Annotated in this window: 16 protein-coding genes and 1 pseudogene; 11 read left to right on the forward strand and 6 right to left on the reverse strand. The window is 61.3% G+C overall.

The annotated features are described in order from the left end of the window. Positions 1 to 125 precede the first annotated feature (125 nt). Complete coding sequence (gene pyk / locus KJY40_RS23915; protein ID WP_230733161.1) at positions 126 to 1,577, forward strand: pyruvate kinase; 1,452 nt, start codon at positions 126 to 128, stop codon at positions 1,575 to 1,577. 55 nt (positions 1,578 to 1,632) lie between these two features. Here pyk and KJY40_RS23920 read toward each other — a convergent pair whose 3' ends face one another. The 3 genes from KJY40_RS23920 to KJY40_RS23930 are packed head-to-tail and all read right to left on the reverse strand — an operon-like array spanning position 1,633 to position 4,446. Beyond that, the gene (locus KJY40_RS23920) at positions 1,633 to 2,382 is read right to left on the reverse strand and encodes an enoyl-CoA hydratase-related protein (protein ID WP_230733162.1); all 750 of its coding nucleotides are present in this window, start codon (positions 2,380 to 2,382) and stop codon (positions 1,633 to 1,635) included. Between the two features lie 29 nt (positions 2,383 to 2,411). After that, positions 2,412 to 3,347 (reverse strand): iron-sulfur-binding ferredoxin reductase, encoded by a 936-nt coding sequence (locus KJY40_RS23925; RefSeq protein ID WP_230733164.1) that lies wholly within the window; start codon positions 3,345 to 3,347, stop codon positions 2,412 to 2,414. Further along, a complete protein-coding gene (locus KJY40_RS23930) occupies positions 3,340 to 4,446 on the reverse strand; it encodes a GGDEF domain-containing protein (RefSeq protein ID WP_230733166.1) in 1,107 nt (368 codons plus the stop codon). Before KJY40_RS23930 ends, KJY40_RS23925 begins: the two co-directional genes overlap by 8 nt. Before the next feature lie 311 nt (positions 4,447 to 4,757). On the opposite strand from KJY40_RS23930, the gene KJY40_RS23935 reads away from it, so the two are divergent. The 7 genes and pseudogenes from KJY40_RS23935 (at position 4,758) to KJY40_RS23965 (ending at position 19,134) form a co-directional block, all read left to right on the forward strand. Next, a complete protein-coding gene (locus KJY40_RS23935) occupies positions 4,758 to 6,281 on the forward strand; it encodes a fumarate hydratase (protein WP_007960181.1) in 1,524 nt (507 codons plus the stop codon). A 152-nt stretch (positions 6,282 to 6,433) separates the two neighbouring features. Then, a complete protein-coding gene (locus tag KJY40_RS23940; protein ID WP_230733168.1) occupies positions 6,434 to 10,909 on the forward strand; it encodes a SpvB/TcaC N-terminal domain-containing protein in 4,476 nt (1,491 codons plus the stop codon). A 386-nt stretch (positions 10,910 to 11,295) separates the two neighbouring features. Continuing rightward, positions 11,296 to 11,451, forward strand: a pseudogene (locus KJY40_RS29835) (RHS repeat-associated core domain-containing protein); the annotation flags it as partial. Between the two features lie 274 nt (positions 11,452 to 11,725). After that, positions 11,726 to 14,437, forward strand: coding sequence for an RHS repeat-associated core domain-containing protein (locus KJY40_RS23950; protein ID WP_230733173.1), 2,712 nt, complete (start codon positions 11,726 to 11,728; stop codon positions 14,435 to 14,437). A gap of 123 nt (positions 14,438 to 14,560) precedes the next feature. Then, on the forward strand, positions 14,561 to 16,321 hold the full coding sequence (locus tag KJY40_RS23955) for a sensor histidine kinase (protein ID WP_230733175.1): 1,761 nt from the start codon (positions 14,561 to 14,563) through the stop codon (positions 16,319 to 16,321). Next, positions 16,321 to 17,649 carry a sigma-54-dependent transcriptional regulator gene (locus KJY40_RS23960; RefSeq protein WP_230733177.1) on the forward strand — a complete coding sequence of 443 codons (1,329 nt, stop codon included), beginning with the start codon at positions 16,321 to 16,323 and terminating at the stop codon, positions 17,647 to 17,649. Before KJY40_RS23955 ends, KJY40_RS23960 begins: the two co-directional genes overlap by 1 nt. 165 nt (positions 17,650 to 17,814) lie before the next feature. After that, a complete protein-coding gene (locus KJY40_RS23965) occupies positions 17,815 to 19,134 on the forward strand; it encodes an MFS transporter (protein ID WP_230733178.1) in 1,320 nt (439 codons plus the stop codon). A 62-nt stretch (positions 19,135 to 19,196) separates the two neighbouring features. Here KJY40_RS23965 and KJY40_RS23970 read toward each other — a convergent pair whose 3' ends face one another. Then, positions 19,197 to 19,955, reverse strand: coding sequence for a COG4705 family protein (locus KJY40_RS23970; protein ID WP_230733179.1), 759 nt, complete (start codon positions 19,953 to 19,955; stop codon positions 19,197 to 19,199). A 348-nt stretch (positions 19,956 to 20,303) separates the two neighbouring features. Between KJY40_RS23970 and KJY40_RS23975 the strand changes: the two genes are divergently transcribed. Then, positions 20,304 to 20,621, forward strand: coding sequence for a hypothetical protein (locus KJY40_RS23975; RefSeq protein ID WP_230733180.1), 318 nt, complete (start codon positions 20,304 to 20,306; stop codon positions 20,619 to 20,621). Positions 20,622 to 20,745: 124 nt separating this feature from the next. Continuing rightward, positions 20,746 to 21,375 carry a flavin reductase family protein gene (locus tag KJY40_RS23980; RefSeq protein ID WP_085606680.1) on the forward strand — a complete coding sequence of 210 codons (630 nt, stop codon included), beginning with the start codon at positions 20,746 to 20,748 and terminating at the stop codon, positions 21,373 to 21,375. A gap of 4 nt (positions 21,376 to 21,379) precedes the next feature. Here the strand turns inward: KJY40_RS23980 and KJY40_RS23985 are convergent, their stop codons facing one another. Next, entirely contained in the window at positions 21,380 to 21,622 is a 243-nt protein-coding gene (locus KJY40_RS23985) for a hypothetical protein (protein WP_007960172.1), read from the reverse strand. Positions 21,623 to 21,665: 43 nt separating this feature from the next. After that, entirely contained in the window at positions 21,666 to 22,019 is a 354-nt protein-coding gene (locus tag KJY40_RS23990) for a putative quinol monooxygenase (protein ID WP_230733181.1), read from the reverse strand. Between the two features lie 335 nt (positions 22,020 to 22,354). On the opposite strand from KJY40_RS23990, the gene KJY40_RS23995 reads away from it, so the two are divergent. Continuing rightward, positions 22,355 to 23,296, forward strand: a complete 942-nt coding sequence (locus KJY40_RS23995; RefSeq protein ID WP_230733182.1) for an AraC family transcriptional regulator — start codon at positions 22,355 to 22,357, stop codon at positions 23,294 to 23,296. Positions 23,297 to 23,315 lie beyond the last annotated feature (19 nt).

Raw genomic sequence — 23,315 nt, forward strand, 5'->3', positions numbered from 1 at the left:
TCAGGCGCGTTTGTCCCAAAGTTGCCGTGTTCAATAAAGAAAGTATTAAGTAGTGCAAACGAACAATGACTACACCCTTCGAGCATAGTAGCCTTCGCTGGCGCTTGAACCTGAGGAGTCTTTGCATGTCCGTCCGTCGTACCAAAATCGTCGCTACCCTTGGCCCGGCCAGTAACTCGCCGGAAGTTCTCGAACAGCTGATTCTGGCTGGCCTGGACGTCGCCCGTCTGAACTTCTCCCACGGCACCCCCGACGAGCACAAGGCTCGCGCGAAGCTGGTGCGTGACCTCGCTGCCAAGCACGGCCGCTTTGTCGCCCTGCTGGGTGACCTGCAAGGCCCGAAAATCCGTATCGCCAAATTCGCCAACAAGCGCATCGAGCTGAAGATCGGTGACAAGTTCACCTTCTCCACCAGCCATCCGCTGACCGAAGGCAACCAGCAAGTAGTCGGCATCGATTACCCGGACCTGGTCAAGGACTGCGGCGTGGGCGACGAGCTGCTGCTCGACGACGGCCGAGTGGTGATGCGCGTTGAAACCGCCACCGCGACCGAGCTGAACTGCGTCGTGACCATCGGCGGACCGCTGTCCGACCACAAAGGCATCAACCGTCGCGGTGGCGGCCTGACCGCGCCGGCCCTGACTGAAAAAGACAAGGCCGACATCAAGCTCGCCGCTGAAATGGAAGTCGACTACCTCGCCGTGTCCTTCCCGCGTGACGCTGCCGACATGAACTACGCCCGTCAACTGCGCGACGAAGCCGGCGGCACCGCCTGGCTGGTGGCGAAGATCGAACGCGCCGAAGCCGTGGCCGACGACGAGACCCTCGACGGTCTGATCCAGGCTTCCGACGCGGTGATGGTTGCCCGTGGTGACCTGGGTGTGGAAATCGGCGACGCCGAGCTTGTGGGCATCCAGAAGAAAATCATTCTGCACGCACGCCGCCACAACAAGGCGGTGATCGTGGCGACCCAGATGATGGAGTCGATGATCCAGAACCCGATGCCGACCCGCGCCGAAGTGTCCGACGTGGCCAACGCCGTGCTCGACTACACCGACGCCGTGATGCTGTCCGCCGAATCCGCCGCCGGCCAGTACCCGCTGGAAGCCGTGCAGGCGATGGCGCGCATCTGCGTCGGTGCTGAAAAGCACCCGACCGGCAAGACCTCCAGCCACCGCATCGGCAAGGAATTCAGCCGCTGCGACGAGAGCATCGCGCTGGCGACCATGTACACCGCCAACCACTTCCCGGGCGTCAAGGCGATCATCGCGCTGACCGAAAGCGGTTACACCCCGCTGATCATGTCGCGTATCCGTTCCTCGGTGCCGATCTACGCGTTCACCCCGCACCGCGAAGCCCAGGCCCGCGCGGCGATGTTCCGTGGCGTGTACACCGTGCCGTTCGACCCGGCTTCGCTGGCACCGAACGAAGTCAGCCAGAAAGCCATCGACGAGCTGGTCAAGCGCGGCGTGGTGGAGAAAGGCGACTGGGTCATCCTGACCAAGGGCGACAGCTACCACACCACCGGCGGCACCAACGGCATGAAGATCCTGCACGTGGGCGACCCGCAGGTCTGAGTGACCGGTTGCTGAAAACGAAAAGCCCCGCCATGTGAATGGCGGGGCTTTTTCATTAATGGCGCTTGATGAACCCGGTCAACGCCGCCAACGCTTCCGGCGAGCGCAGCCGCTGAGTGAACAGCGCGCCCTCCTCCTCGATCACCTTGCGAATCAACTCGCGATCCGGCGCGCGCATCAGTTGCTTGCTGATCCGCACCGCTTCGGCCGGCAGCTCATCAAACCGCAGTGCCATCTCCCGCGCCCTGGCCAACGCGGCTTCTCCACTACCCAGCGCCTCGGTCGCGATCCCCCATTGCGCCGCTTGCTCACCGGTAAAACCTTCACCGAGCAGTAACAACTCCGACGCTTTGGCCTGCCCGAGCAAACGCGGCAGAATCAGGCTGGAACCGAACTCCGGGCACAACCCGAGATTGACGAACGGCATGCGCAACCGCGCATCCCGCGCCACGTACACCAGATCGCAATGCAACAGCAGCGTCGTACCAATCCCCACCGCCGCCCCGGCCACGGCGGCGATCACCGGTTTGCGGCACTCCAGCAGATTGAGCATGAAATGAAACACCGGGCTGTCGAGGTCGCTCGGCGGTTGCTGGATGAAGTCGGCGATGTCGTTGCCGGCGGTGAAGCACTCGGCGCTGCCGGTGATCAGCACGGCGTTGATTTCGGGGTCGCGATCGGCCTGTTTCAGCGCCTCGGCCAACTGGCTGTACATGGCGCGGGTCAGGGCGTTTTTCTTGTCCGGGCGGTTGAGGCGCAGGGTCAGCAAACCGCGTTCGCGGTGCAGCAGGATGGCTTCGGGCATGGCAGGTCTCGCGTCTGAGAGTTCAGCGCTCAACCACGGCTCAGGAAGACATCGGCCAGCAGTTGATTGCGCGGCAGTCCGGCCAGGAACAGACGCTTGGCAAACGCGTCGACGCTGGCCGTCGAGCCGCAGACTAAGGCCAGGGTTTGTCGGGAGACAAGGCGCAGTTGCGCCAAAGCGCCCGGCAACTCGGCCGCCGTCCACCCTTCGACGCTGAGGTTTTCCCGTTGCGCGGCCAGTGCTTCAAGGGGTTTGGCCAGGTAATGCCCGTCGGCATCATGGGCCAGGTGAATGACGCGGATGGCGCCCCGATGATCGTGACGCAAGGCTTCGCGCAACACGCCGAACAACGGGCCGAGCCCGGTGCCGGCGGCGAGCAGCCACAGCGGCCGGTCGTGCCAGTCCGGGTCGTAATGCAGCGCGCCGCCGCGCAGTTCGCCGAGGCGGATCGGGTCGCCGATCTGCAAGCGGCGTGCAGCATCGCTGAATTCGCCGGGCTGGCGGCAATCGAGGTGGAATTCAAGAAAGCGGTCTTCTTCCGGCAGGCTCGCCAGCGAATACGGCCGCGCAATGTGGCCGGCCCACAGCACCAGATGCTGACCGGCGCTGTAGCGCAACGGCCGCTGAGGTGTCAGGCGCAGTCGCAACACGCTGTCGCCGAGCCAGTCCAGCGCTTCGACCGTGGCCGGGCGACCATCGGTGACGGGATCGAAGGCGTGTACCTGCAAGTCTTCGATCACCTGACACTGACAGGCCAGCCGCCAGCCCTGATCACGCTGTTCGGCGCTCAAGGCATCGGGACGACTGTCAGCAGGCAAGCCCTGCACGCATTGCACCAGACACGCATGGCAACTGCCGGCGCGGCAGCTGTAAGGCACCGCCACACCGTTCCGGTTGAGGGCATCGAGCAGGTTGCTGCCCGCCGCCACCGACCACTGTCGTTCACCGACCCGCAGTTCAGGCATCGACGTTCTCCCACGCTGCCGCGCAACGGTTGCGCCCGTCGCGCTTTGCCCGGTACAGCGCCTGATCGGCACGCTGCAAGGCGTCGTCCAGATCATCGCCCAGTTCCAGCAGGGTCATGCCGGCGGACAGACTCAGGTTTTTCACATTCAGGCCCACCAGTTCGACGTCGGTGAAAGCGATGCGCAGCCGTTCGCAGCAAGCGGTCAGGCGCTCGGCGTTGCAATCGGGCAGCAGCACCACGAATTCTTCACCACCATAACGCGCCAGCACGTCGCCGTCGCGCAGACAGGCCCCGGCCACCCCGGCGAAGGCTTGCAACACCTGATCGCCGGCGGCGTGGCCGTGAATATCGTTGATGCGTTTGAAGTGGTCGAGGTCGATCAGCGCCAGACCGTGCACCACGTCGGCCTCCATCGCATTCAGCTCGCGGGTGGCCAGGCGCAGGAAGTGCCGGCGGTTGAACAGCCCGGTCAATTCGTCGGTGGCCACCAGGTCTTCGAGCTGGCGCATCATCCCGCGCAGGGTGTCCTGATGCGCCTGCAAGGCAAAGCGGCGCTGGCGCATGCGTTGCCGTGAGGTCTGGACGAAGCTGGCGTAAATCACCAGCCACACCAGCACGATCAGCAGGATGCACACCTGCAACGCGGCCAGCGCCGGGTCGGGTAACTGGAAGTGATAGCCGTCCCACAGGGTGATGGCGCAGAAGCTGAAGAACACCAGCATCGCGCAGCGCACAAACGCCCGGCGCGAAAGGTGGAACAGACCGAACAGCAGGATCAGCACATAAAAGACCAGGAACTCGCCCCGGGCTTCGTCCAGATGGGCGATCAGCCACGTCTGCCAGCCAAGGCCGAGCAGCACCTGGGCTTCGGTCAGGCTCGGGTCGGAGAAGCGCAGGTTGCAGCCGGAAAAGAACACGGCGAACAGGGTCGCCTGGCAGATCACCACCAGCGCGCTGCCGACGGCGACGCCCGCCAGCGAGTCGTTGTAGTGTCCGGTGAAATACGCCAGCCACAGCAGCAGCAAAGCCAATCCATAGGTGGCTGCAGCGAGGGCGAAGCGTTTGAGCAAAAGACGTTGAATGGCGTTATGGGTCAATCGTTGACTCACCGTGCGATAAGAGGCTGACCGAGTGTCCTACTCTACAGACCGGCTGCCACTTTAGTGGCCCAGTCGATAAATGACCATTGATTTTCGGGCCGGGTATTTGGCGTCAAAAACCTGCAGCCATGCGACCAACGAATGACTCCCGGCAGATGTGCCCGCCACCGAGGCGCGGTATACTGCCGCGCCTTTTTAGCGTCGCGCCAGCAGCCCCGGCGTGCCTTGAAAGGTGTCTGCGACCGACCGATGCACCCAAGCCGCAGGCACCTTATTGAATGTTCCCGTCTTTTAGAGGAGCGCGACTCATGACCGTGATCAAGCAAGACGACCTGATTCAGAGCGTTGCCGACGCCCTGCAATTCATTTCCTACTACCACCCCGTGGACTTCATCCAGGCGATGCACGAAGCCTACCTGCGCGAAGAATCGCCAGCGGCCCGTGACTCGATGGCGCAGATCCTGATCAACTCGCGCATGTGCGCCACCGGCCACCGGCCGATCTGCCAGGACACCGGCATCGTGACCGTGTTCGTGCGTGTGGGCATGGACGTGCGTTGGGATGGCGCGACCATGAGCCTGGACGACATGATCAACGAAGGCGTGCGCCGCGCCTACAACCTGCCGGAAAACGTCCTGCGTGCTTCGATCCTGGCCGACCCGGCCGGTGCACGCAAGAACACCAAGGACAACACCCCGGCGGTCATCCACTACTCCATCGTCCCGGGCAACACCGTGGAAGTGGACGTGGCGGCCAAGGGCGGCGGTTCCGAGAACAAGTCGAAAATGGCCATGCTCAACCCGTCCGACTCGATCGTCGACTGGGTTCTGAAGACCGTTCCGACCATGGGCGCCGGCTGGTGCCCACCGGGCATGCTGGGCATCGGCATCGGCGGCACCGCCGAGAAAGCCGCTGTGATGGCGAAAGAAGTGTTGATGGAATCCATCGACATTCACGAGCTCAAGGCCCGTGGCCCACAGAACCGCATCGAAGAAATGCGTCTGGAGCTGTTCGAGAAGGTCAACCAGCTGGGCATCGGCGCCCAGGGCCTCGGTGGCCTGACCACCGTGCTCGACGTGAAAATCATGGACTACCCGACTCACGCCGCCTCCTTGCCGGTGTGCATGATCCCGAACTGCGCCGCCACCCGTCACGCGCACTTCGTGCTCGACGGTTCCGGCCCGGCCTCGCTGGAAGCGCCACCGCTGGACGCCTACCCGGAAATCGTCTGGGAAGCCGGCCCGTCGGCCCGTCGCGTCAACCTCGACACCCTGACCCCGGAAGACGTGCAGAGCTGGAAGCCGGGCGAAACCGTCCTGCTCAACGGCAAGATGCTCACCGGTCGCGACGCGGCGCACAAGCGCATGGTCGAGATGCTGAACAAGGGCGAAACCCTGCCGGTAGACCTCAAAGGTCGCTTCATCTACTACGTCGGCCCGGTTGATCCGGTCGGTGACGAAGTGGTTGGCCCGGCTGGCCCGACCACCGCTACGCGGATGGACAAGTTCACCCGTCAGATCCTCGAACAGACCGGCCTGTTGGGCATGATCGGCAAGTCCGAGCGCGGCCCGACCGCCATCGACGCGATCAAGGACAACAAGGCTGTGTACCTGATGGCCGTTGGCGGTGCCGCTTACCTGGTGGCGCAAGCGATCAAGAAGTCCAAGGTCCTGGCGTTCGCCGAGCTGGGCATGGAAGCGATCTACGAGTTCGAGGTCAAAGACATGCCGGTCACCGTCGCGGTGGACAGCAAAGGTGAATCGGTCCACATCACCGGTCCTGCGATCTGGCAACAGAAGATCAGCGAAAGCCTGGCAGTTGAAGTGCAGTAAGCCCTTCTGCTGCTTGTGAAAAACCGGGCGGTCAGCGATGACCGCCCGGTTTTTTTTCGCCTGCCGTCAGTCGACACCTGTCAGATCTGACAGGTGTCTGGCGTCATCCGCTCTGCTAGCGTGACACCTCGACATCTTCAGGTTGCGACGCCATGACCCCGGATGCAGATGCTCTCGTCACCCCTCCCTCCATTGCCAAGACTGCGTCGATTGCAACGAATGGACGCAGCTGGGGGGAGATCGGTGCGACCGGGCAGCGCTCTTACACCCTGCCCCTCCCGATACTGAAGGCGCGCACGCTCAATCCCGAGTTGCAGCTTGTCTACGACGGTAACGCGGGCAATGGCAAGTGCGGGCTTGGCTGGGATTTGCCGCTGCCTGCCATCTCGCGCAAGACCAGCAAGGGCGTACCGCACTACCTGCCAACGGACTTCATGCTGGCCGACGGCGTCGAACTGCGGCCCGAACTGACGACGCGCGGCAAGATCAAGGCCAAAAAGCATACACGCGGAAAAGGCAGGGGCGCCAAAACCTATTCTGTGGTGCTCTACATTCCGCGTCTGGAATCGACCTTCACCCGCTACGAGCTTTGGACCCCTACCGGTGGCGGTCACCCGTTCTGGATGGTCTTCGGCGCCGATGGCACGCAGTATTGCTATGGCAACACCCTGGCTGCCTGCATCCATGACCCGGCGAACCCGCCCCTTATCGCGGTGTGGTTGCTGGTGGAAGTCAGGAACCCTGAGGGCGAAAACATCGTTTACCAGTACAAGGCCGACAACGAAGTCACTGATGCCCGTTTTGACTACAGCGCCCAGCGCTACCTGCGGCAAGTCTGCTATTGCAACAGAACAGCCAGTACCGATTTGTATTGCCTTGATCACGCGCAACCCGAATTACTCGACTGGCTGTTCCGACTGATCGTTGACTACGGGGAGCGCGTCACCCGGCGAGAGGCGATCCCATCTTTTTTAGCCCCGGAACATAAATGGTCGCTTCGCAGCGACCCGTTTCGCAATCATCGTTTCGGGTTCGAGGTAGGCACCCGGCGCCTGTGCCAGCAGTTTCTGTTGTTCAACCACATCAGCCCCGATCCGGTACTGGTCAATCGCCTGTTGCTGGAACACGAAACCACATCACACCAATACAAGCAGCTGAAAGCTGCGCACTACATGAGCTACGACGCAACGGGCCGCGTCAGACACACACCGCCAATCGAGTACTTTTATGCAGCGTTGACACTCAACACCACCCCCAAACCCTTCCTGTCACTCGATCACATGCCCGGTCTCAACGACGGCCAGCCCTACCATTGCGTCGATCTTTACGGCGAAGGCCTGCCCGGTTTTCTCTGCCAGTACGACGGGGCCTGGTACTACCGCGAGCCCTTGCGCGGCACGCCCGGTACGGACGAAATCGTCTACGGCCCCTGGACACTGCTGCCGCTGATACCAAACGCCGATACCAGCAAACCAGTGGTACAGATCCTCACCGACCTCACCGGTGACGGGCACCTGGACTGGATCGTCGCGCAACCCGGTGGCAGCGGGTATTACACGCTCAACCCGGATGGCACCTGGTCGTTGTTCAAGCCGTTCAGCCAGTTTCCCGTGGAGTTTTTTCATCAGTTGACCCGACTGGGCGACTTGAGCGGTGACGGCCTGGATTCCATGGCCCTGATCGGCCCGAACAGCGTGCGGGTGTATGCCAATGTGCGGGAGCACGGCTTCGCGCCCGGCCAGGATGTGCCCCATACCCCGGATCGTTTACCGCTGTTCAGCGACGCCCGCACCGAGCTTGTGATGCTCGGCAACCTGCATGCCAGTGACCTCTCGGGACTGTGCCGGGTTCGCCACGACGGGATCGAAACCTGGGCTAATCTGGGCCATGGCCGATTCGGCAAGGGCGTTGCGATCAGTCCGCTGCCCTTTGCGTATCAGCACTTCAATGCCGATCAGATTCGATTTGCCGATCTCGATGGCTCCGGTGCACCGGCATTGATCCGTCTGTGCTCCGATCACTTCGAGATCTACTGGAATTACGGGGGCAATGCCTTTGAGCAAGTCCCGCTCATCGTTGCCTGGCCCACCGACATTCGCTACGACAACCTCTGCCAGGTGACCTTCGCTGATCTGCAAGGCATTGGCTGCGCCAGTCTGCTTTTCACCAAACCCCACATGAAACCGCAGCACTGGGTGTATCACTTCGTCAGCGAACGCCCCTACTTGCTCACCGGCTGCAATAACAACATGGGCTACAGCGCGACCCTGAAACATCGCAGCAGTGCGCAATTCTGGCTGGATGAGAAACGTCTGGAACTGATGGCGCGCCGGCGTCCGGTCTGCCTTCTGCCCTTTCCCCAGATGGTGCTTCACTGGTTGCGCCAGGACGATGAAATCACCGGCAATTACCTGATGCAGTTCCACGAATATTTCGAGGGTTACTACGACGGTGTCGAACGCGAGTTTCGCGGCTTCGGCAAAGTCTGTCAGACCGACAGTGAGCTGGAGCCGGGCAAGGCCGACAGTGGCCACACCGCGCCGAGGCGGGTGACGCACTGGTTTCATACCGGCAGAAGCATCGATCTTGTCTTGAAAGGCATCTGCGAACTCGACCATGAGATCACGCCACTGGGGCAAACCCTCATTTCAGAACTCGATGCCAAAGGCCGCAAGGAGCGACTTCGCAAACGGCGCAAGGCTGACGACAATCGCGAAATCGCCTACGCCCTGGCCGGTCGTGCGCTGCGCACCGAGGTGTGTCAGGCGGACGACCCCGCCCCGGCACGCCTGTTCTCCCTCAGCGAATCTCGCTATCGGGTACGGATCGTCAATGACAATCCGTCCAGCCTGCTGGTGCTCGAACTGGAAACCCGCAGCAATCAATACGAACGGTTCATGGACGACCCGAACTGCCAGCATGCAGTCAATCTGGCATTCGACGCGTACGGCCACCTGACTCACGGCTTCACGGTCGCTTGTGCTCGTCGCCGCACCGAAACGGACAAACCGCCCTTCGATCGAGAAGACCAGCTTCGGGCCTGGGTGGACAGTCACGATGAGCAGCAACAGTACTTTTATCTGACGGAAACACTCGCCGCCTTCACTCACTTGAGCACTGACGGCCACTGGCTGCTTGGCTTGCCGTGGCGCCAGCGCAGCAACGCAATGAAGCTGCCCAAGGGCGCGCTGCCGGGCGGGCTGCACGCGGCGGATATCAGTTTCGAAAATTTCGATCGGCATAAAGACAGTGCCGAATGGACAGCTGCGCGGGAACTGACCTCGCTCTCGCAACATACGTATCTGGAGGCTGCTGGCAAGATGCTCTACCCGCCGCTGGCCGGGCCGACCGAGCAGGCGGTGTTCGACGAAAAGGCCCTCGCGGCCTACGACGATATTCCACCGCCCTTTGCCGTTCGCGACGAGCTGACAAAAATCGGCTACGCGCCCATGAAGCTGTTCTTCCCGGAAGATCCCGCACAGGATCTGCTGCTGAACCTGTGGTCGGCACAGAGTGGCTTTTTCACTTACGCCGATGCCAGCGCTTTCTTCCACGTTACCGAAGTGCAGCAGACCCCCAGCCATGGCGTAACGCACATTACCTGGGACGCGAACCATCTGCTGACGATTGCCATCACCCTGCCGGACGGCTGCAAGACCGAGGTGTCGCCGGACTATCACACACTGTTGCCGCTCAGCATCAAGGATCCCAACGAGAACATTCAGGAAGTGCTGTACGAGCCGGGCGGTCAACCGGTTGCCCACAGTTTTCATGGCACGGAAGAGGGGGTGCCGGCCGGTTTTGCCCCCTTGTCCGCTTACCCGTCGCAGCCTGATCTGAGCGTCGAATACGCCCTCGCCAATCCGAACACCGTTCTGGCCTCTGCGGCAAGCGCGGTACGCACCGAGCTGTTCAGCTGGATGCCGTCGCTCCCGCTCAAGACATTGCCGCTCAAAAGAAAGGAGTGGATCGCCACGGGTCTGATCCTGCCCGACGGCCACATCCGTGCTTCGGCACTGCACTGGCTGAACCAGCGCAAAAAGCGCAGCACCAGCGAACAGACCCTGCTGAAGTTCATCCGCAGCGCCCTCAGGCAACCGGTGCACAGCCTCAGCCTGGTCGCTGACCGCTACCACACCGACCCGCTGCAACAGATTCAGATGACGATCAGCTACGTCGACGGCTTCGGTCGGGAGTTGCAAAGCAAACAGCTCGTCCCGCCGGGCGATGCCCTTGTCGCCACGCCCGAGGACGATCTGGTGACCGGCGCCGACGGCAAGCCGATTGAACTGCCGGCCACTCAGCGCTGGCGAGTCCAGGGTCGCGTGGAATACAACCACAAGGGCGAGACCATCCGGGTCTATCGCTCTTATTTCCTCAACACCCATCGCTGCATCAATGACAGCGCGATACGCCTGCACGGTTACCACGACCGGATGTTCTACGACGCCTTGGGGCGGCAGATCCAGACGATCAATGCGCTCGGTCATCTGGCTTTCGACATTCTGCATCCGTGGTTCAAGCTCAGCTACGACTACAACGACACGGAAGAACCGCCACTGGCCAGGCCTGCGAAAAAACCGGCACCTGCAAAACCCGCAAGACCTGCAAAACGGATCAAGTCATGAACGCCAGCGTGCACCCTCTCACACCGACGCTGGCGGTAATCAGCCCACGCGGCGAGGCCGTCAGACAAGTTGAGTACCTGCGCACGGTGGCCGGGGAAGAGGTACGAGCGCTCATCAGCCGACTGCAACATGACACTGCCGGTCACCTGGTTGCACAGCGGTACCCGCGTCTGCTCACGCCCAATACAACGACCTTGCACAGGCTGGACGGCACGGCGCTCAAGACCCGCAACGTCGACGGTGGCGAAAACACGGCCCTGCCCGGACTCGGCGGCGAGCTTTTGCAGAATTGGGATGCAAACGGCAATCACCGGGAGATGAGCTACGACCCGCAACTACGTCTGCGCAGCGTCAAAGAAAATGGTGTAGCCGACTCCGAAACCTGTACCTCGTCGATGGCGGCCCGCTCGCAGATCGAAGCGGACTATAAGTTCACCCGCTATTCGGGCAAGGAAATGGATGTCACCGGGCTTTATTACTACGGAGCACGGTGTTACGCGCCATGGCTGGCGCGCTGGATCAGCGCCGACCCGAGCGGCGATGCCGCCCTCGTCCCCCCCCCGCCGCGGCCGCCGCCCCTGCCATCGTGAGTATCGCGCCGGCTATCGGCATGGCCGTCGTACCGATATTGGGTTACCGCCACTTGAAGGAAGGCTAACGGCGAAAAGCCCTCTTCAACGCGCCGACGCAGGAAGTCAGTGCTCGCCCACAGGAAAAGCCGACACCTAAACCGAGGATAGACAGGTCTCACAGCGCCCGGCGCAGTTTTACCGGATCGTACGCATGAATACTGGAACACACAGCGGAGGCCGGACGATGACCCCATCTCCCCATGAAGGCACACCTTCGTTGTCGGTTTACGACAGCCGGGGCCTGGAAATTCGTCAGGTGGCCTATCTGCGCTCGATTGCCGGTGCAACCGCCGAGGCACTGATCACACGCCAGCAACGCGACGCGCTCGGGCACGTGGTCAAACAATGGGACCCGCGCCTTGCCAGCCCCGCCATCACCAACGTTTTCAATCTGACCGCAGGGCTGCTTGAAACCGACAGTGTGGACGCCGGAAAACACCGGAGTCTGCCTGGAGTGACAGGCGAAACCTTGCAACGCTGGGACGCACGCAACCACCACTGGCAGCACACGTACGATGATCAACTGCGTCTGGTAGCCGTCGCGCAGGACACCGGACCGGATAACGAGACCTACGTCTATGCCAATGCCTCGGCCGACGCTGGCTACAACCGGCGCGGGCAAATGGTCGAAATCAATGATCCATCGGGCAGCGTCAAACTGCACTCTTTTGCCCTCACAGGCGCTGCGCTGCAAGAAAGTCGCACTTTTCACGATGGATTGACCTTTTCCAGCCAGCACAATCTCAGCCCCCTTGGCGCTCTACTGAAGCAAACCGATGCCGGCGGCCACCAGCGGCATTGGGCTTACGACGTAGCCGGGCAGCTCACACAGGTGCAGCTCAAGGTTCACGGCCAACTCGCCTGGCAGCCGGTATTGCGGGATGCGCAATACAACGCCACCGGGCAGATCATCCTGCAACGGACCGGTAATGATGTGAGCAGTCACTGGCACTATCGGGCCGCTGACGGTCGCCTGCTTCGACAATACGCACAAAAGGCGACAGGGGAATCGATTCAGGATCTCGGGTATGAGTATGACCGGATGGGCAACATCACCCGCATCCTCGATCACGCCTACACACCGACGTATTTTCGCAACCAGCGTGTCGATGGCCATCGTGAGTTCCGTTACGACTCAACGTACCGCTTGATCCACGCCAGCGGATACGACGAGGTGCCCCCCACGGATAACCCGGGCCTGCCACAGCCGACCGACCCCAATGATCGGCGCAATTACACAGAAACCTACGAGTACGACCATGGCGACAACCTCGTAAAGACCATCCGCGTCCGCGATGGGGCCAACCATACTTTCCAGGTGTATATCGATCCGGACAGCAACCGGGGGGTGCGCTGGAGAACGGGTGATCCGATACCGGTTTTCCCCACCGAATTCGACGCTGCAGGCAACCAACTGAAGTCGCCGCGCGGTCCATTGCAGTGGAACAGTCGTAATCAGCTGGATTGCGTGACCCTGGTCAGACATCCCACTGGACCACACGATACGGAGCAGTATCGCTACAGTCAGGATGTGCGCGTGCACAAAAGACTGGAGACCCACGCTCCGTCAGTCAGCCATTTCCGGGACGTGCGCTACTTGCCCGATCTGGAAATCCACACCAGTGACAACGGTGAAGAACTGCACGTCATCAAGCCGGGCAGCGGCGCAGGCGACGTGACATGCCTGCATTGGGTGAAGGGAAAACCCACGGGCATCGATCAGAATCAACTGCGCTATATCCACAAGGATCACCTGGGATCGTCCCTCAAAGAAGTGGATCAACTGGCGCGATTGATCAGTGACGAGACGTACTACCCGTTTGGCAACACCTCGACACTGGCAGCCCGGTCGCGAATGGAAGTGGATTACAAGTTCATCCGCTACTCGGGCAAGAAAATGGATGTCACCGGGCTTTATTACTATGGCGCGCGGTACTACGCGCCGTGGATGGGACGTTGGGTGAGCGCCGACCCGGCGGGAGATGTGGACGGGCTGAATCTATATGGGTTTGTCGGGAATAATCCGCTCAGGTATGTGGATCAAGAAGGCAAACAGAAGCAAGAGCGCACAATTGTCGATTACTCAGAGTTCATTACCGTACTCGGCAACTATGCCTCCAGCACGATGGACCTTATGGATACCGTTGCTCACAAGAAAGACATCGGCCTCTCGCTGCTGAAGAACTTTATTGGCGAATCCATCAAGGTAGCTGTTAGCTATATCGCCGGCTATTGGGGTAGCCAGGGCTTCGACTTTCTCCTGCCCGACGATCCACATGTGGCCAACTTCACGCATCAAACCAAGCCCCCGTTTTCCCAAGGCCTGGTAGGCGGAAACATCGCCGCCGAAATTGCCGGGAAGCTTTTGGATCGCACTCCAAACGCACGCCTGATCGCCCCATTGGTTCCGCAAACGTCGACATTGACTGTGCAAGCCATTGATCGCAAGGCCGGTATCGACACATCACCTAAACCAACGGACTGGATACCGAAGATGAGCCTCGCATTTGTGAACTATGTCGTCGGTTCAATCTTGCCTGTCGCCAACCTGGCTGTGGGCATGGGCCCGCGGTTACAGGAAGCCGAGGACATCAAGGCCGAACTGGATCCATTCAAGTTGCTGAAGATCGACAACATGCTGGACAGCTGGGAATCGGCAGTCAGACAACACTCGGCAAATGCCGAAAAGGCATTTACCGACTTGAATCAGCTTACGGTGGGTTCAGGCTCGCAAAAGATCACGCGCCGAGACTTGCAGGCAAAGACCATCGCTGTACTCGGCATGATTGAAAGCACCCGGACGACTGTGTCCTGGATGAGGGAGGACTCAACCACTGATGCCCGCTACCTGAGGAAGCAGGAACGTGCATTCAAACGCGCAAACGATCGTCATTGAGTCCAGGATCACACTCCATGGCGAACGGTTGCAAAATGGCGCAACTGGCGAGTCGAGCATGCGTGGGAGACTCCGTCCGCGCATGCTATCGTGCCCGCCCGACCTGCCACCCGTTAACCCAGCATGCTGCCGACTTCCCGTACCCTGCGTTTGTCGTTGTACACCCTGCTGATCCTCGCCGGCGCCACCCTCGCCGCGACGCTTGCGATCCGCCATGCCGAGCGCCAGGCACTGGAAGAAGACGCCGCGCGGGCCAATCAACAGCTGGCGCTGTACGCCAACTCGCTGCATACCCTGATCGACCGCTATCGCGCCCTGCCCGCCGTGCTGGCGCTGGACCCGCAATTGCGTGCGGCGCTGGCAGGTCCGGTCGATGCCGAACAGCAGGCTGCGCTGAATCTGAAGCTGGAAAAGATCAACGGCGCCGCCCAATCCTCGACCCTTGAACTGCTCGACCGCACCGGCCTCGCGGTGGCGGCCAGCAACTGGCGTCTGCCGAGCAGTTACGTCGGCCACAACTACGGCTTTCGCCCCTATTTCAGTCAGACCCGCACCCAGGGCACCGGGCGTTTCTATGCGGTCGGCGTGACCAGCGGAATTCCCGGTTACTTCCTGTCCAGCGCAGTGCTCGGCGACAACGGCGAGTTCCTCGGCGCGATGGTGGTCAAGCTCGAATTCCCCGAACTCGAACGCGAATGGAGCCAAGGCAATGACACTCTGCTGGTCAGCGATGCGCGCGGGATCATCTTCATCGCCAACCAGCCCGGCTGGCGCTATCGCCTGCTGCACCCGCTGAGCCCGGCCGATTACCGCGAGATCAAAGCCACCCGCCAATACGACAAACAATCGCTGGTGCCGCTGACGCATCTGGCGCTGCGCAGCTTCGACGACAACAGTGACCTGCGCCGCGTCGAAGGCCCGCAAGGCACGGCGGATTACCTGTGGGAATCGCTGCCGCTGACCGCCGAAGGCTGGACTTTGCACCTGCTGCGACGTCCGCAAGTGTCCTTCGAAGATCAGCGCAATGCCGGGCTCGCCGCCGCCGGGGTGTGGCTGGCGCTGGTGTTCCTGTTGCTGTTCCTCAACCAACGCTGGCGTCTGGCGAAGATGCGCCAGCGCAGCCGCGAAGAGCTTGAGCAATTGGTCGAGGAACGCACCCGGGATTTGCGCACCGCCCAGGACGGTCTGGTGCAGTCGGCCAAACTCGCGGCGCTGGGGCAGATGTCCGCCGCGCTGGCCCACGAAATCAATCAGCCACTGACCGCCCAGCGCATGCAGCTTGCAACTCTGAGGCTGCTGCTCGATCACGGCCGGGTCGATGACGCCTACAAGGCGCTCAAACCGGTGGATGAAATGCTCACGCGCATGGCCGCCCTTACCGGCCACCTGAAAACCTTCGCCCGCAAGAGCCCCAGCGGTTTGCGCGAACGGCTGGATCTGGCGACAGTGGTCGATCAGGCCCTGCAATTGCTCGATGCGCGTCTGCGCGATGAACAGGTCAGTCTGGTGCTGCACCTGACCCGCCCGGCGTGGGTGCGCGGTGATGCGATCCGCCTGGAGCAGGTGTTGATCAACCTGCTGCGCAACGCCCTCGACGCCATGCAAGGCAAACCGTGCAAGCGTCTGGAAATCCGCCTGGAAGCCGACGAACAACTGTGGCGCCTGAGCGTCATCGACAACGGCGGCGGCATCGCCGAAGAACATCTGGGTCAGGTGTTCGATCCGTTCTTCACCACCAAACCTGTGGGTGACGGGCTGGGTCTGGGGCTGGCGGTGTCGTTCGCCATCGTTCATGAATCCGGCGGGCGCCTGTGCGCCGAGAATGGCGACAATGGCGCGGTGTTCAGCCTGACCTTGCCGATCGATCTGGAGGCGCACATCTGATGCTCAATTCGGTGATGGTGGTCGATGACGAAAGCAGCATTCGCAATGCCGTTGAGCAATGGCTGAGCCTGTCGGGGTTCGAGGTGCAGCTGTTCAGCCGCGCCGAGGACTGCCTGGCGGCGCTGCCCGCGCATTTTGCCGGGGTGATTGTCAGCGACGTGCGCATGCCCGGGCTTAGCGGTCTTGAGTTGCTGGCCGAAGTGCAGCGCCGGGATGCCGATCTGCCGGTGATTCTGCTGACCGGTCACGGCGATGTGCCGATGGCGGTCGAAGCGATGCGCGACGGCGCCTACGACTTTCTGGAAAAACCCTTCAGCCCCGAGACCCTGCTCGGCAGCCTGCGCCGGGCGCTGGACAAGCGTCGGCTGGTGCTGGAAAACCGCGCCCTGCACGAGCAGGCCGACAACCGCGCCAGACTGGATGCGACGCTGCTCGGTGTGTCCCGTGGTTTGCAAACCTTGCGCCGGCAGGTGCTGGATCTGGCGACGCTGCCGGTCAACGTGCTGATCCGAGGCGAGACCGGCAGCGGCAAGGAACTGGTCGCCCGCTGCCTGCACGACTTCGGCCCCCGCGCCGACAAGCCGTTCGTGGCGCTGAACTGCGCGGCGATCCCCGAGCAACTGTTCGAAGCCGAGTTGTTCGGGCATGAGAGCGGCGCGTTCACCGGCGCTTCGGGCAAGCGCATCGGCAAGCTGGAATACGCCGACGGCGGCACGCTGTTTCTCGATGAAATCGAAAGCATGCCGTTGGCCCAGCAGGTGAAACTGCTGCGGGTGTTGCAAGAACAGAAGCTGGAGCGGCTAGGGTCGAACCAGAGCATTCGGGTGGACCTGCGGATCGTCGCGGCGACCAAACCCGACTTGCTGGATGAAGCCCGGGCCGGGCGTTTTCGCGAGGACCTGGCGTATCGCCTGAACGTCGCCGAGTTGCGACTGCCGCCGTTGCGTGATCGTCGGGAAGACATTCCGTTGTTGTTCGAATCCTTCGCCCAGAGCGCCGCCCAGCGCTTGGGGCGGACGTTCCCGCCGCTCAGTGGTGCGCAGTTGAGTCACCTGCTGAGTCATGACTGGCCGGGTAATGTGCGCGAGTTGGCGAACGTTGCCGAGCGGCAGGTGCTGGGGCTGGATGAACCGGTGCAGGGTATCGATCCGGGTCAGTCGCTGGCGGCGCAGCAGGAAGCGTTTGAGGCGCAGTGTTTGCGGGCTGCCTTGACACGGCACAAGGGGGATGTGAAAGCCGTGCTGGAAGAACTGCAACTGCCCCGGCGCACCTTCAATGAAAAGATGCAGCGGCATGGTTTGACCCGGGAAATGTTCGTACCCGAATGAGCGGAAATCCGCTCATTCATTCCGGATCATCGGCAAAATCCCGCTCACCCCATCTCGCCACCCCCTCTAAACCGGCCCTCCCCCCGTTGGCACAGCTCCTGCTATAGCCCTCGCAGGCTGCGTTTCAACGCGCTCCACAAAAACAATTAAACGAAGGATCCTTCAATGGATAACTCCAACGCCCTGCCTCTTGGGTCGGCTGCCGTGCCGGCCAAAGAACGAACCACCGCCAGTCGCATCAAGTCGATCTTCAGCGGTTCCGTCGGCAACATGGTCGAGTGGTACGACTGGTACGTCTATGCCGCCTTCTCGCTGTACTTCGCCAAGACCTTCTTCCCTGCCGGTTCCACCACCGCCCAGTTGATGAACACCGCCGCGATCTTCGCCGTGGGCTTTCTGATGCGCCCGATCGGTGGCTGGCTGATGGGCCTGTACGCCGACAAGGTCGGCCGTAAAAAAGCACTGATGGCCTCGGTTTACCTGATGTGCTTCGGCTCCCTGCTGATCGCCCTCAGCCCCAACTACGAAACCATCGGCATCGGCGCGCCGATCCTGCTGGTGTTCGCCCGTCTGCTGCAAGGCCTGTCGGTCGGCGGCGAATACGGCACCTCCGCCACTTACCTGTCGGAGATGGCGACCAGGGAACGTCGCGGCTTCTTCTCCAGCTTCCAGTACGTGACCCTGATCTCCGGCCAGCTCATCGCGCTGGGCGTGTTGATCGTGCTGCAGAACATGCTGACCACTGAACAGCTGTACGCCTGGGGCTGGCGTATCCCGTTCGCCATCGGCGCGCTGTGCGCAATCGTCGCGCTGTACCTGCGTCGTGGCATGGAAGAAACCGAATCCTTCGTGAAAAAAGAGAAATCCAAGGAAAGCGCCATGCGCACCTTGATGCGCCATCCGAAGGAACTGCTCACCGTGGTCGGCCTGACCATGGGCGGTACGCTGGCGTTCTACACCTACACCACGTACATGCAGAAATACCTGGTGAACACCGTCGGCATGAGCATCTCCGACTCCACCACCATTTCCGCCGCCACGCTGTTCCTGTTCATGTGCCTGCAACCGATCATCGGCGGCCTGTCCGATAAAATCGGTCGTCGCCCGATCCTGATCGCCTTCGGCGTGCTCGGTACGATCTTCACCGTGCCGATCCTGATGACCCTGCACACCATCCAGACCTGGTGGGGTGCGTTCTTCCTGATCATGGCGGCGCTGATCATCGTCAGCGGCTACACCTCGATCAACGCGGTGGTAAAAGCCGAGCTGTTCCCGACCGAAATCCGCGCCCTGGGCGTCGGCCTGCCATACGCACTGACCGTGTCGATCTTCGGCGGTACTGCCGAATACATCGCGCTGTGGTTCAAGAGCATCGGCATGGAAACCGGTTACTACTGGTACGTGACCGCGTGCATCGCGGTGTCCCTCCTGGTGTACATCACCATGAAAGACACGCAGAAACACTCGCGCATCGTCACTGACTGATCGCAAAAAAACGCGCGAAGGTGCAAGACCTTCGCGCGTTTCTTTCCTGTCCGATTTCCCGATCAGGACAACTCGGCAACGCCCTGTTTGCTGCCATAACGCTTCTGCGCATACGACGCCCCGACGATCATCACCAGCAGAATCCCCGCCAGCACCGCCGACGAACCGATGGTGCCGAAATCCAGTCCGCCCTTCTCATGGGACTTGGTCATCAAGTCGCCCAAGGTCGCGCCAAACGGCCGGGTCAGCACGAACGCCACCCAGAACAGCGCCACCGACGAAATCTTCGTGAAGTACTTGAGCAGTACCACCACGCCAATCGCCGAGCCGATCACCAGCGCGCCACCGGCAAAGCCCAGACCGGAGTCGTCCGCCAGGTAATCGCCGAGCGCGGTGCCCAGGGTGTTGGAGAACAGAATCGCCATCCAGTAGAACATCTCGCCGCGAAAGCTCTGCACCTTGGTGACGTTGAGCGAATCGCCGCTCAGGCGCCATGCCGCGAAGATCGCCAGCAGGATCGTGATCAGGATCATGGAACCGGTGGCGTAACCCAGCTCCAGCGTGCGGTCCATGAAGTCGGACATGGTGGTGCCGGCGGTGCTGGTCGACAGGATCACGATCCAGTACAGCAACGGCTTGTAAGTCTTGGACATCAACTGTGCGATCAGCGTCAGGACAAACACGCTGATCAGGATCAGCGAGCTGATGGCGTAGCCGACGTTAAGGGTCATCGACAACAAATCCCCCGCGGTTTCCCCCAGGGTCGTCGCGCAGATTTTCATGACCCAGAAGGCCAAGGTGATTTGAGGCAGTTTGTTCATCGCGGGCAACGCTCCAGTGTGTGACGGCCGGTTCTTGGCTTTATGGCCGTGGGCAGACTGGCGTTACGCGGGTGAAAAACCGGTCGGGAATCCATGAAAAATCTGTCACACACACAAAAAGCGGCGATTAATCACCGGTTAATGCCCCGGTCGCATCCTGCACCTACCTGATCGATTAACTGCGCGACGCTCGCTCCGACGACGAAAGCGAATTGAATGCGTCGCCCTTAATATCAATTTAATCGATTGTTTTTAGCATTATTTTGCGCTTTTTAATCAATTTAGTTGGCGTAGCATGAACCCCATGCGAAACACATCGCCAACGAATTTCGAATCTGGAGAACGACCATGAAAACCAAACTGATCCTCGCCCTGACCCTGTCCGTACTGGCCGCCAACACTTTCGCCGCCGACGGTTCGGACAAAACCAAATCCGCCGACTTCATTTCCGGCGCCAGCGCTGCCATCGAAACCAGCCACACCGGCACCTACGCGGCTGACGGCTTCGACAAGACCAACGTCGGCAAAGCCGTTGCTGCCGATGGCTTCGACAAGACCGGTACTGCTGCGGCTATCGCAGCTGACGGTTTCGACAAGACCGGCACCGCCAACGCCATCGCTGCTGACGGCTTTGATAAAACCGGTACCGCCGAAGCCATCGGCTGATCGCTGGATGCACACACCACAGCCCGGCTTCGGCCGGGCTTAGTCATATCTGGAGGGCTGGAAATCAGCCGCCCGTCCTTGCACTATGGCCGCTCTCTGAAAGCCGTTTCCAGGAACATCCGCCATGCCCGATGACATCCACTTCTACGAACCCGCCAACGGCCACGGACTGCCCCACGATCCGTTCAACGCCATCGTCGGCCCGCGTCCCATCGGCTGGATTTCTTCGCAGGATGCCGAGGGCCGGCTGAACCTGGCGCCCTACAGTTTCTTCAACGCATTCAACTACATTCCACCGATCATCGGTTTCTCCAGCGTCGGGCGCAAAGACAGCCTGAACAACATCGAGCAGACCGGCGAATTCGTCTGGAACCTCGCCACCCGCCCGCTGGCCGAGCAGATGAACCAGAGCTGCGCGATGGTCGGGCCGCAGGTCAACGAGTTCGAACTGGCGGGGCTGACGCCGGTGGCGTCGAAGGTGATTGCCGTGCCGCGCGTGGCCGAAAGCCCGGTGTCCTTCGAATGCAAGGTCACCCAGATCATTCAGTTGCAGCGCGCCGACGGCGAGACCGTGCCGAGCTGGCTGGTGCTGGGCGAAGTGGTCGCCGTGCATATCGCCAAGTGGCTGTTGAAGGACGGGATCTACGACACCGCCGCCGCCGAACCGATTCTGCGGGGCGGCGGGCCGGCGGACTATTTCCAGCTGGGGCCGGAGGCGTTGTTCAAGATGTGGCGCCCGGGGGCGACGAAGTAAGCGCTTACCAGATCAGCTCGGCGTCGTCGGTGACGCCCTTGAGCTTGTCCAGTTCATTGATCGCGGCTTCATCGGCGGCGATGGCGCCGGGGAAAACCTGATCATTGAGCAGTTTGTGAAAGCGCGGTGCGCCGCCGTCGACCAGGGCCTTGACGGCGATTGCCGCGTGATAACCCTTGTTGCCGCCCAACTCGACGGGGACTACAGCGGAAACCGCTTCGAAGTGTTCGAACTCTTTACGTGCCATATCGCAGGTCCTGGCTCAGTCAGATGAGCCCGACATTAAACATTCAACCGGCGAGTTTGTGTATCGGCGCAGTGCATTGCCCTACGGCCTGTGCGGCCGAGACTTCCTTGAAGGTGTGGAAATCCAGGCTGTTGACCACCAGCTCCTGCACCAGCTCGGCAAAGATTTCCATCGACGGGCTGCTGAAATACGCGGTCATCGATTGCTGGTTCTTCCAGAAACCGGAGACCAGCCACAACTGCGGATCACACTGCGAATGCTGCAAGGCGAAGCTCAGGCAACCGGGGGCGGCACGGGACGGTTCGATCAGAGCGCTGAGGCGCATGCCGAGTTCCGCCGAACGCCCGGCGCGCGCTCGAACGAAGGCCATATGACTGACGGGAATCTGCTTGGACATGTTCAACCCTCCCAGGAAGTCGCGTGGCAGCCGGGGACGGGCTGCGACAGGATCCAAGGTTAAGGGCCGGGCACCACTCGCCGTTAGTCGATTCCTGCCGTCGCGTTGCACAATCCTGCGAGACTGTCGTGCAGACCTGTAACAAGTCGTGAATTGCTGCCACCGTCCTGTCACACCGGTTTCGAGCAAGTTTTACAGGGCTCGCCCTGTCATGTCTGGGCAGGCACGCAACGCCATGCAGGATCAGGCAAGCATTTCGCAGGATGTGTCTACCGCTTGCGCTTGCACAAACTTATGCTCTGCTCCCATTCCATCCCTTGCCGAGGAGGCTGTGCATGACGTCGTTCGATCGTTTTCAAGCGCCGCGCGATGCCGACATGGAAGCCGACATGGAAAAGCAGCGCGCGGAACTGGCGGCCATCATTCGCCGCAACACGTCCGAAGATGGCAGTTATGCCACCGCCGTCGGCTCGCTGTTCATGTCGCGCCACACCCAGTCCCATGACTTCGCCCCGGTACTCGCGCAACCGGCGCTGTGCATCATGGCCCAGGGTCGCAAAGAGGTACGGCTGGCGGACGAATTCTTCAATTACGACCCGCTGAATTATCTGGTGGTGTCGGTTTCGATGCCGTTGAGCGGTCGGGTGGTGAATGTCTCGCCTGAAGAGCCGATCCTCGCCGTGCGCCTGGACATCGATCCTGCGGAAATCACCGCACTGATCGCCGATGCCGGCCCATTGGGCGTGCCGACCCGGCCGACCGGGCGTGGTTTGTATGTGGAAAAGATCGACAGCGCGATGCTTGATGCAGTGCTGCGTCTGGCCCGCCTGCTCGACGCGCCAAAAGACATCGCCATGCTCGCGCCGCTGATCCGCCGGGAGATTCTCTATCGCCTGCTGCGCAGTCCGCAGGGCCATCGGCTGTACGAAATCGCCATCGCCAACAGCCAGAGCCACCGCATCAGCCAGGCGATCAAATGGCTCAACGGCAACTTCGAACAGCCGCTGCGCATTGATGATCTGGCGAAAGAAGTGAACCTCAGCGTCTCGACTTTGCATCACCGTTTCAAGGCGATGACAGCGATGAGTCCGTTGCAGTATCAGAAGCAGCTGCGCCTGCAAGAGGCGCGGCGTTTGATGCTGGCTGAAGGGCTGGAGGCTTCGGCGGCGGGGTATCGGGTGGGGTATGAAAGTCCTTCACAGTTCAGTCGCGAGTACAGCCGGTTGTTTGGGGCGCCGCCGTTGCGGGATCTGGCGCGGTTGCGGCTGACCGTCTGATCTGGATTATTGCGTCGCG

It is taken from the genome of Pseudomonas fitomaticsae (genome assembly GCF_021018765.1).
GTDB lineage: Bacteria > Pseudomonadota > Gammaproteobacteria > Pseudomonadales > Pseudomonadaceae > Aquipseudomonas > Aquipseudomonas fitomaticsae.

Coding starts and splice junctions, on each gene's coding strand:
- pyk (WP_230733161.1), top strand. CDS start 126: ATGTCCGTCCGTCGTACCAAAATCGTCGCTACCCTTGGCCCGGCCAGT.
- KJY40_RS23920 (WP_230733162.1), bottom strand. CDS start 2,382: ATGCCCGAAGCCATCCTGCTGCACCGCGAACGCGGTTTGCTGACCCTG.
- KJY40_RS23925 (WP_230733164.1), bottom strand. CDS start 3,347: ATGCCTGAACTGCGGGTCGGTGAACGACAGTGGTCGGTGGCGGCGGGC.
- KJY40_RS23935 (WP_007960181.1), top strand. CDS start 4,758: ATGACCGTGATCAAGCAAGACGACCTGATTCAGAGCGTTGCCGACGCC.
- KJY40_RS23940 (WP_230733168.1), top strand. CDS start 6,434: ATGACCCCGGATGCAGATGCTCTCGTCACCCCTCCCTCCATTGCCAAG.
- KJY40_RS23950 (WP_230733173.1), top strand. CDS start 11,726: ATGACCCCATCTCCCCATGAAGGCACACCTTCGTTGTCGGTTTACGAC.
- KJY40_RS23955 (WP_230733175.1), top strand. CDS start 14,561: ATGCTGCCGACTTCCCGTACCCTGCGTTTGTCGTTGTACACCCTGCTG.
- KJY40_RS23960 (WP_230733177.1), top strand. CDS start 16,321: ATGCTCAATTCGGTGATGGTGGTCGATGACGAAAGCAGCATTCGCAAT.
- KJY40_RS23965 (WP_230733178.1), top strand. CDS start 17,815: ATGGATAACTCCAACGCCCTGCCTCTTGGGTCGGCTGCCGTGCCGGCC.
- KJY40_RS23970 (WP_230733179.1), bottom strand. CDS start 19,955: ATGAACAAACTGCCTCAAATCACCTTGGCCTTCTGGGTCATGAAAATC.
- KJY40_RS23975 (WP_230733180.1), top strand. CDS start 20,304: ATGAAAACCAAACTGATCCTCGCCCTGACCCTGTCCGTACTGGCCGCC.
- KJY40_RS23980 (WP_085606680.1), top strand. CDS start 20,746: ATGCCCGATGACATCCACTTCTACGAACCCGCCAACGGCCACGGACTG.
- KJY40_RS23985 (WP_007960172.1), bottom strand. CDS start 21,622: ATGGCACGTAAAGAGTTCGAACACTTCGAAGCGGTTTCCGCTGTAGTC.
- KJY40_RS23990 (WP_230733181.1), bottom strand. CDS start 22,019: ATGTCCAAGCAGATTCCCGTCAGTCATATGGCCTTCGTTCGAGCGCGC.
- KJY40_RS23995 (WP_230733182.1), top strand. CDS start 22,355: ATGACGTCGTTCGATCGTTTTCAAGCGCCGCGCGATGCCGACATGGAA.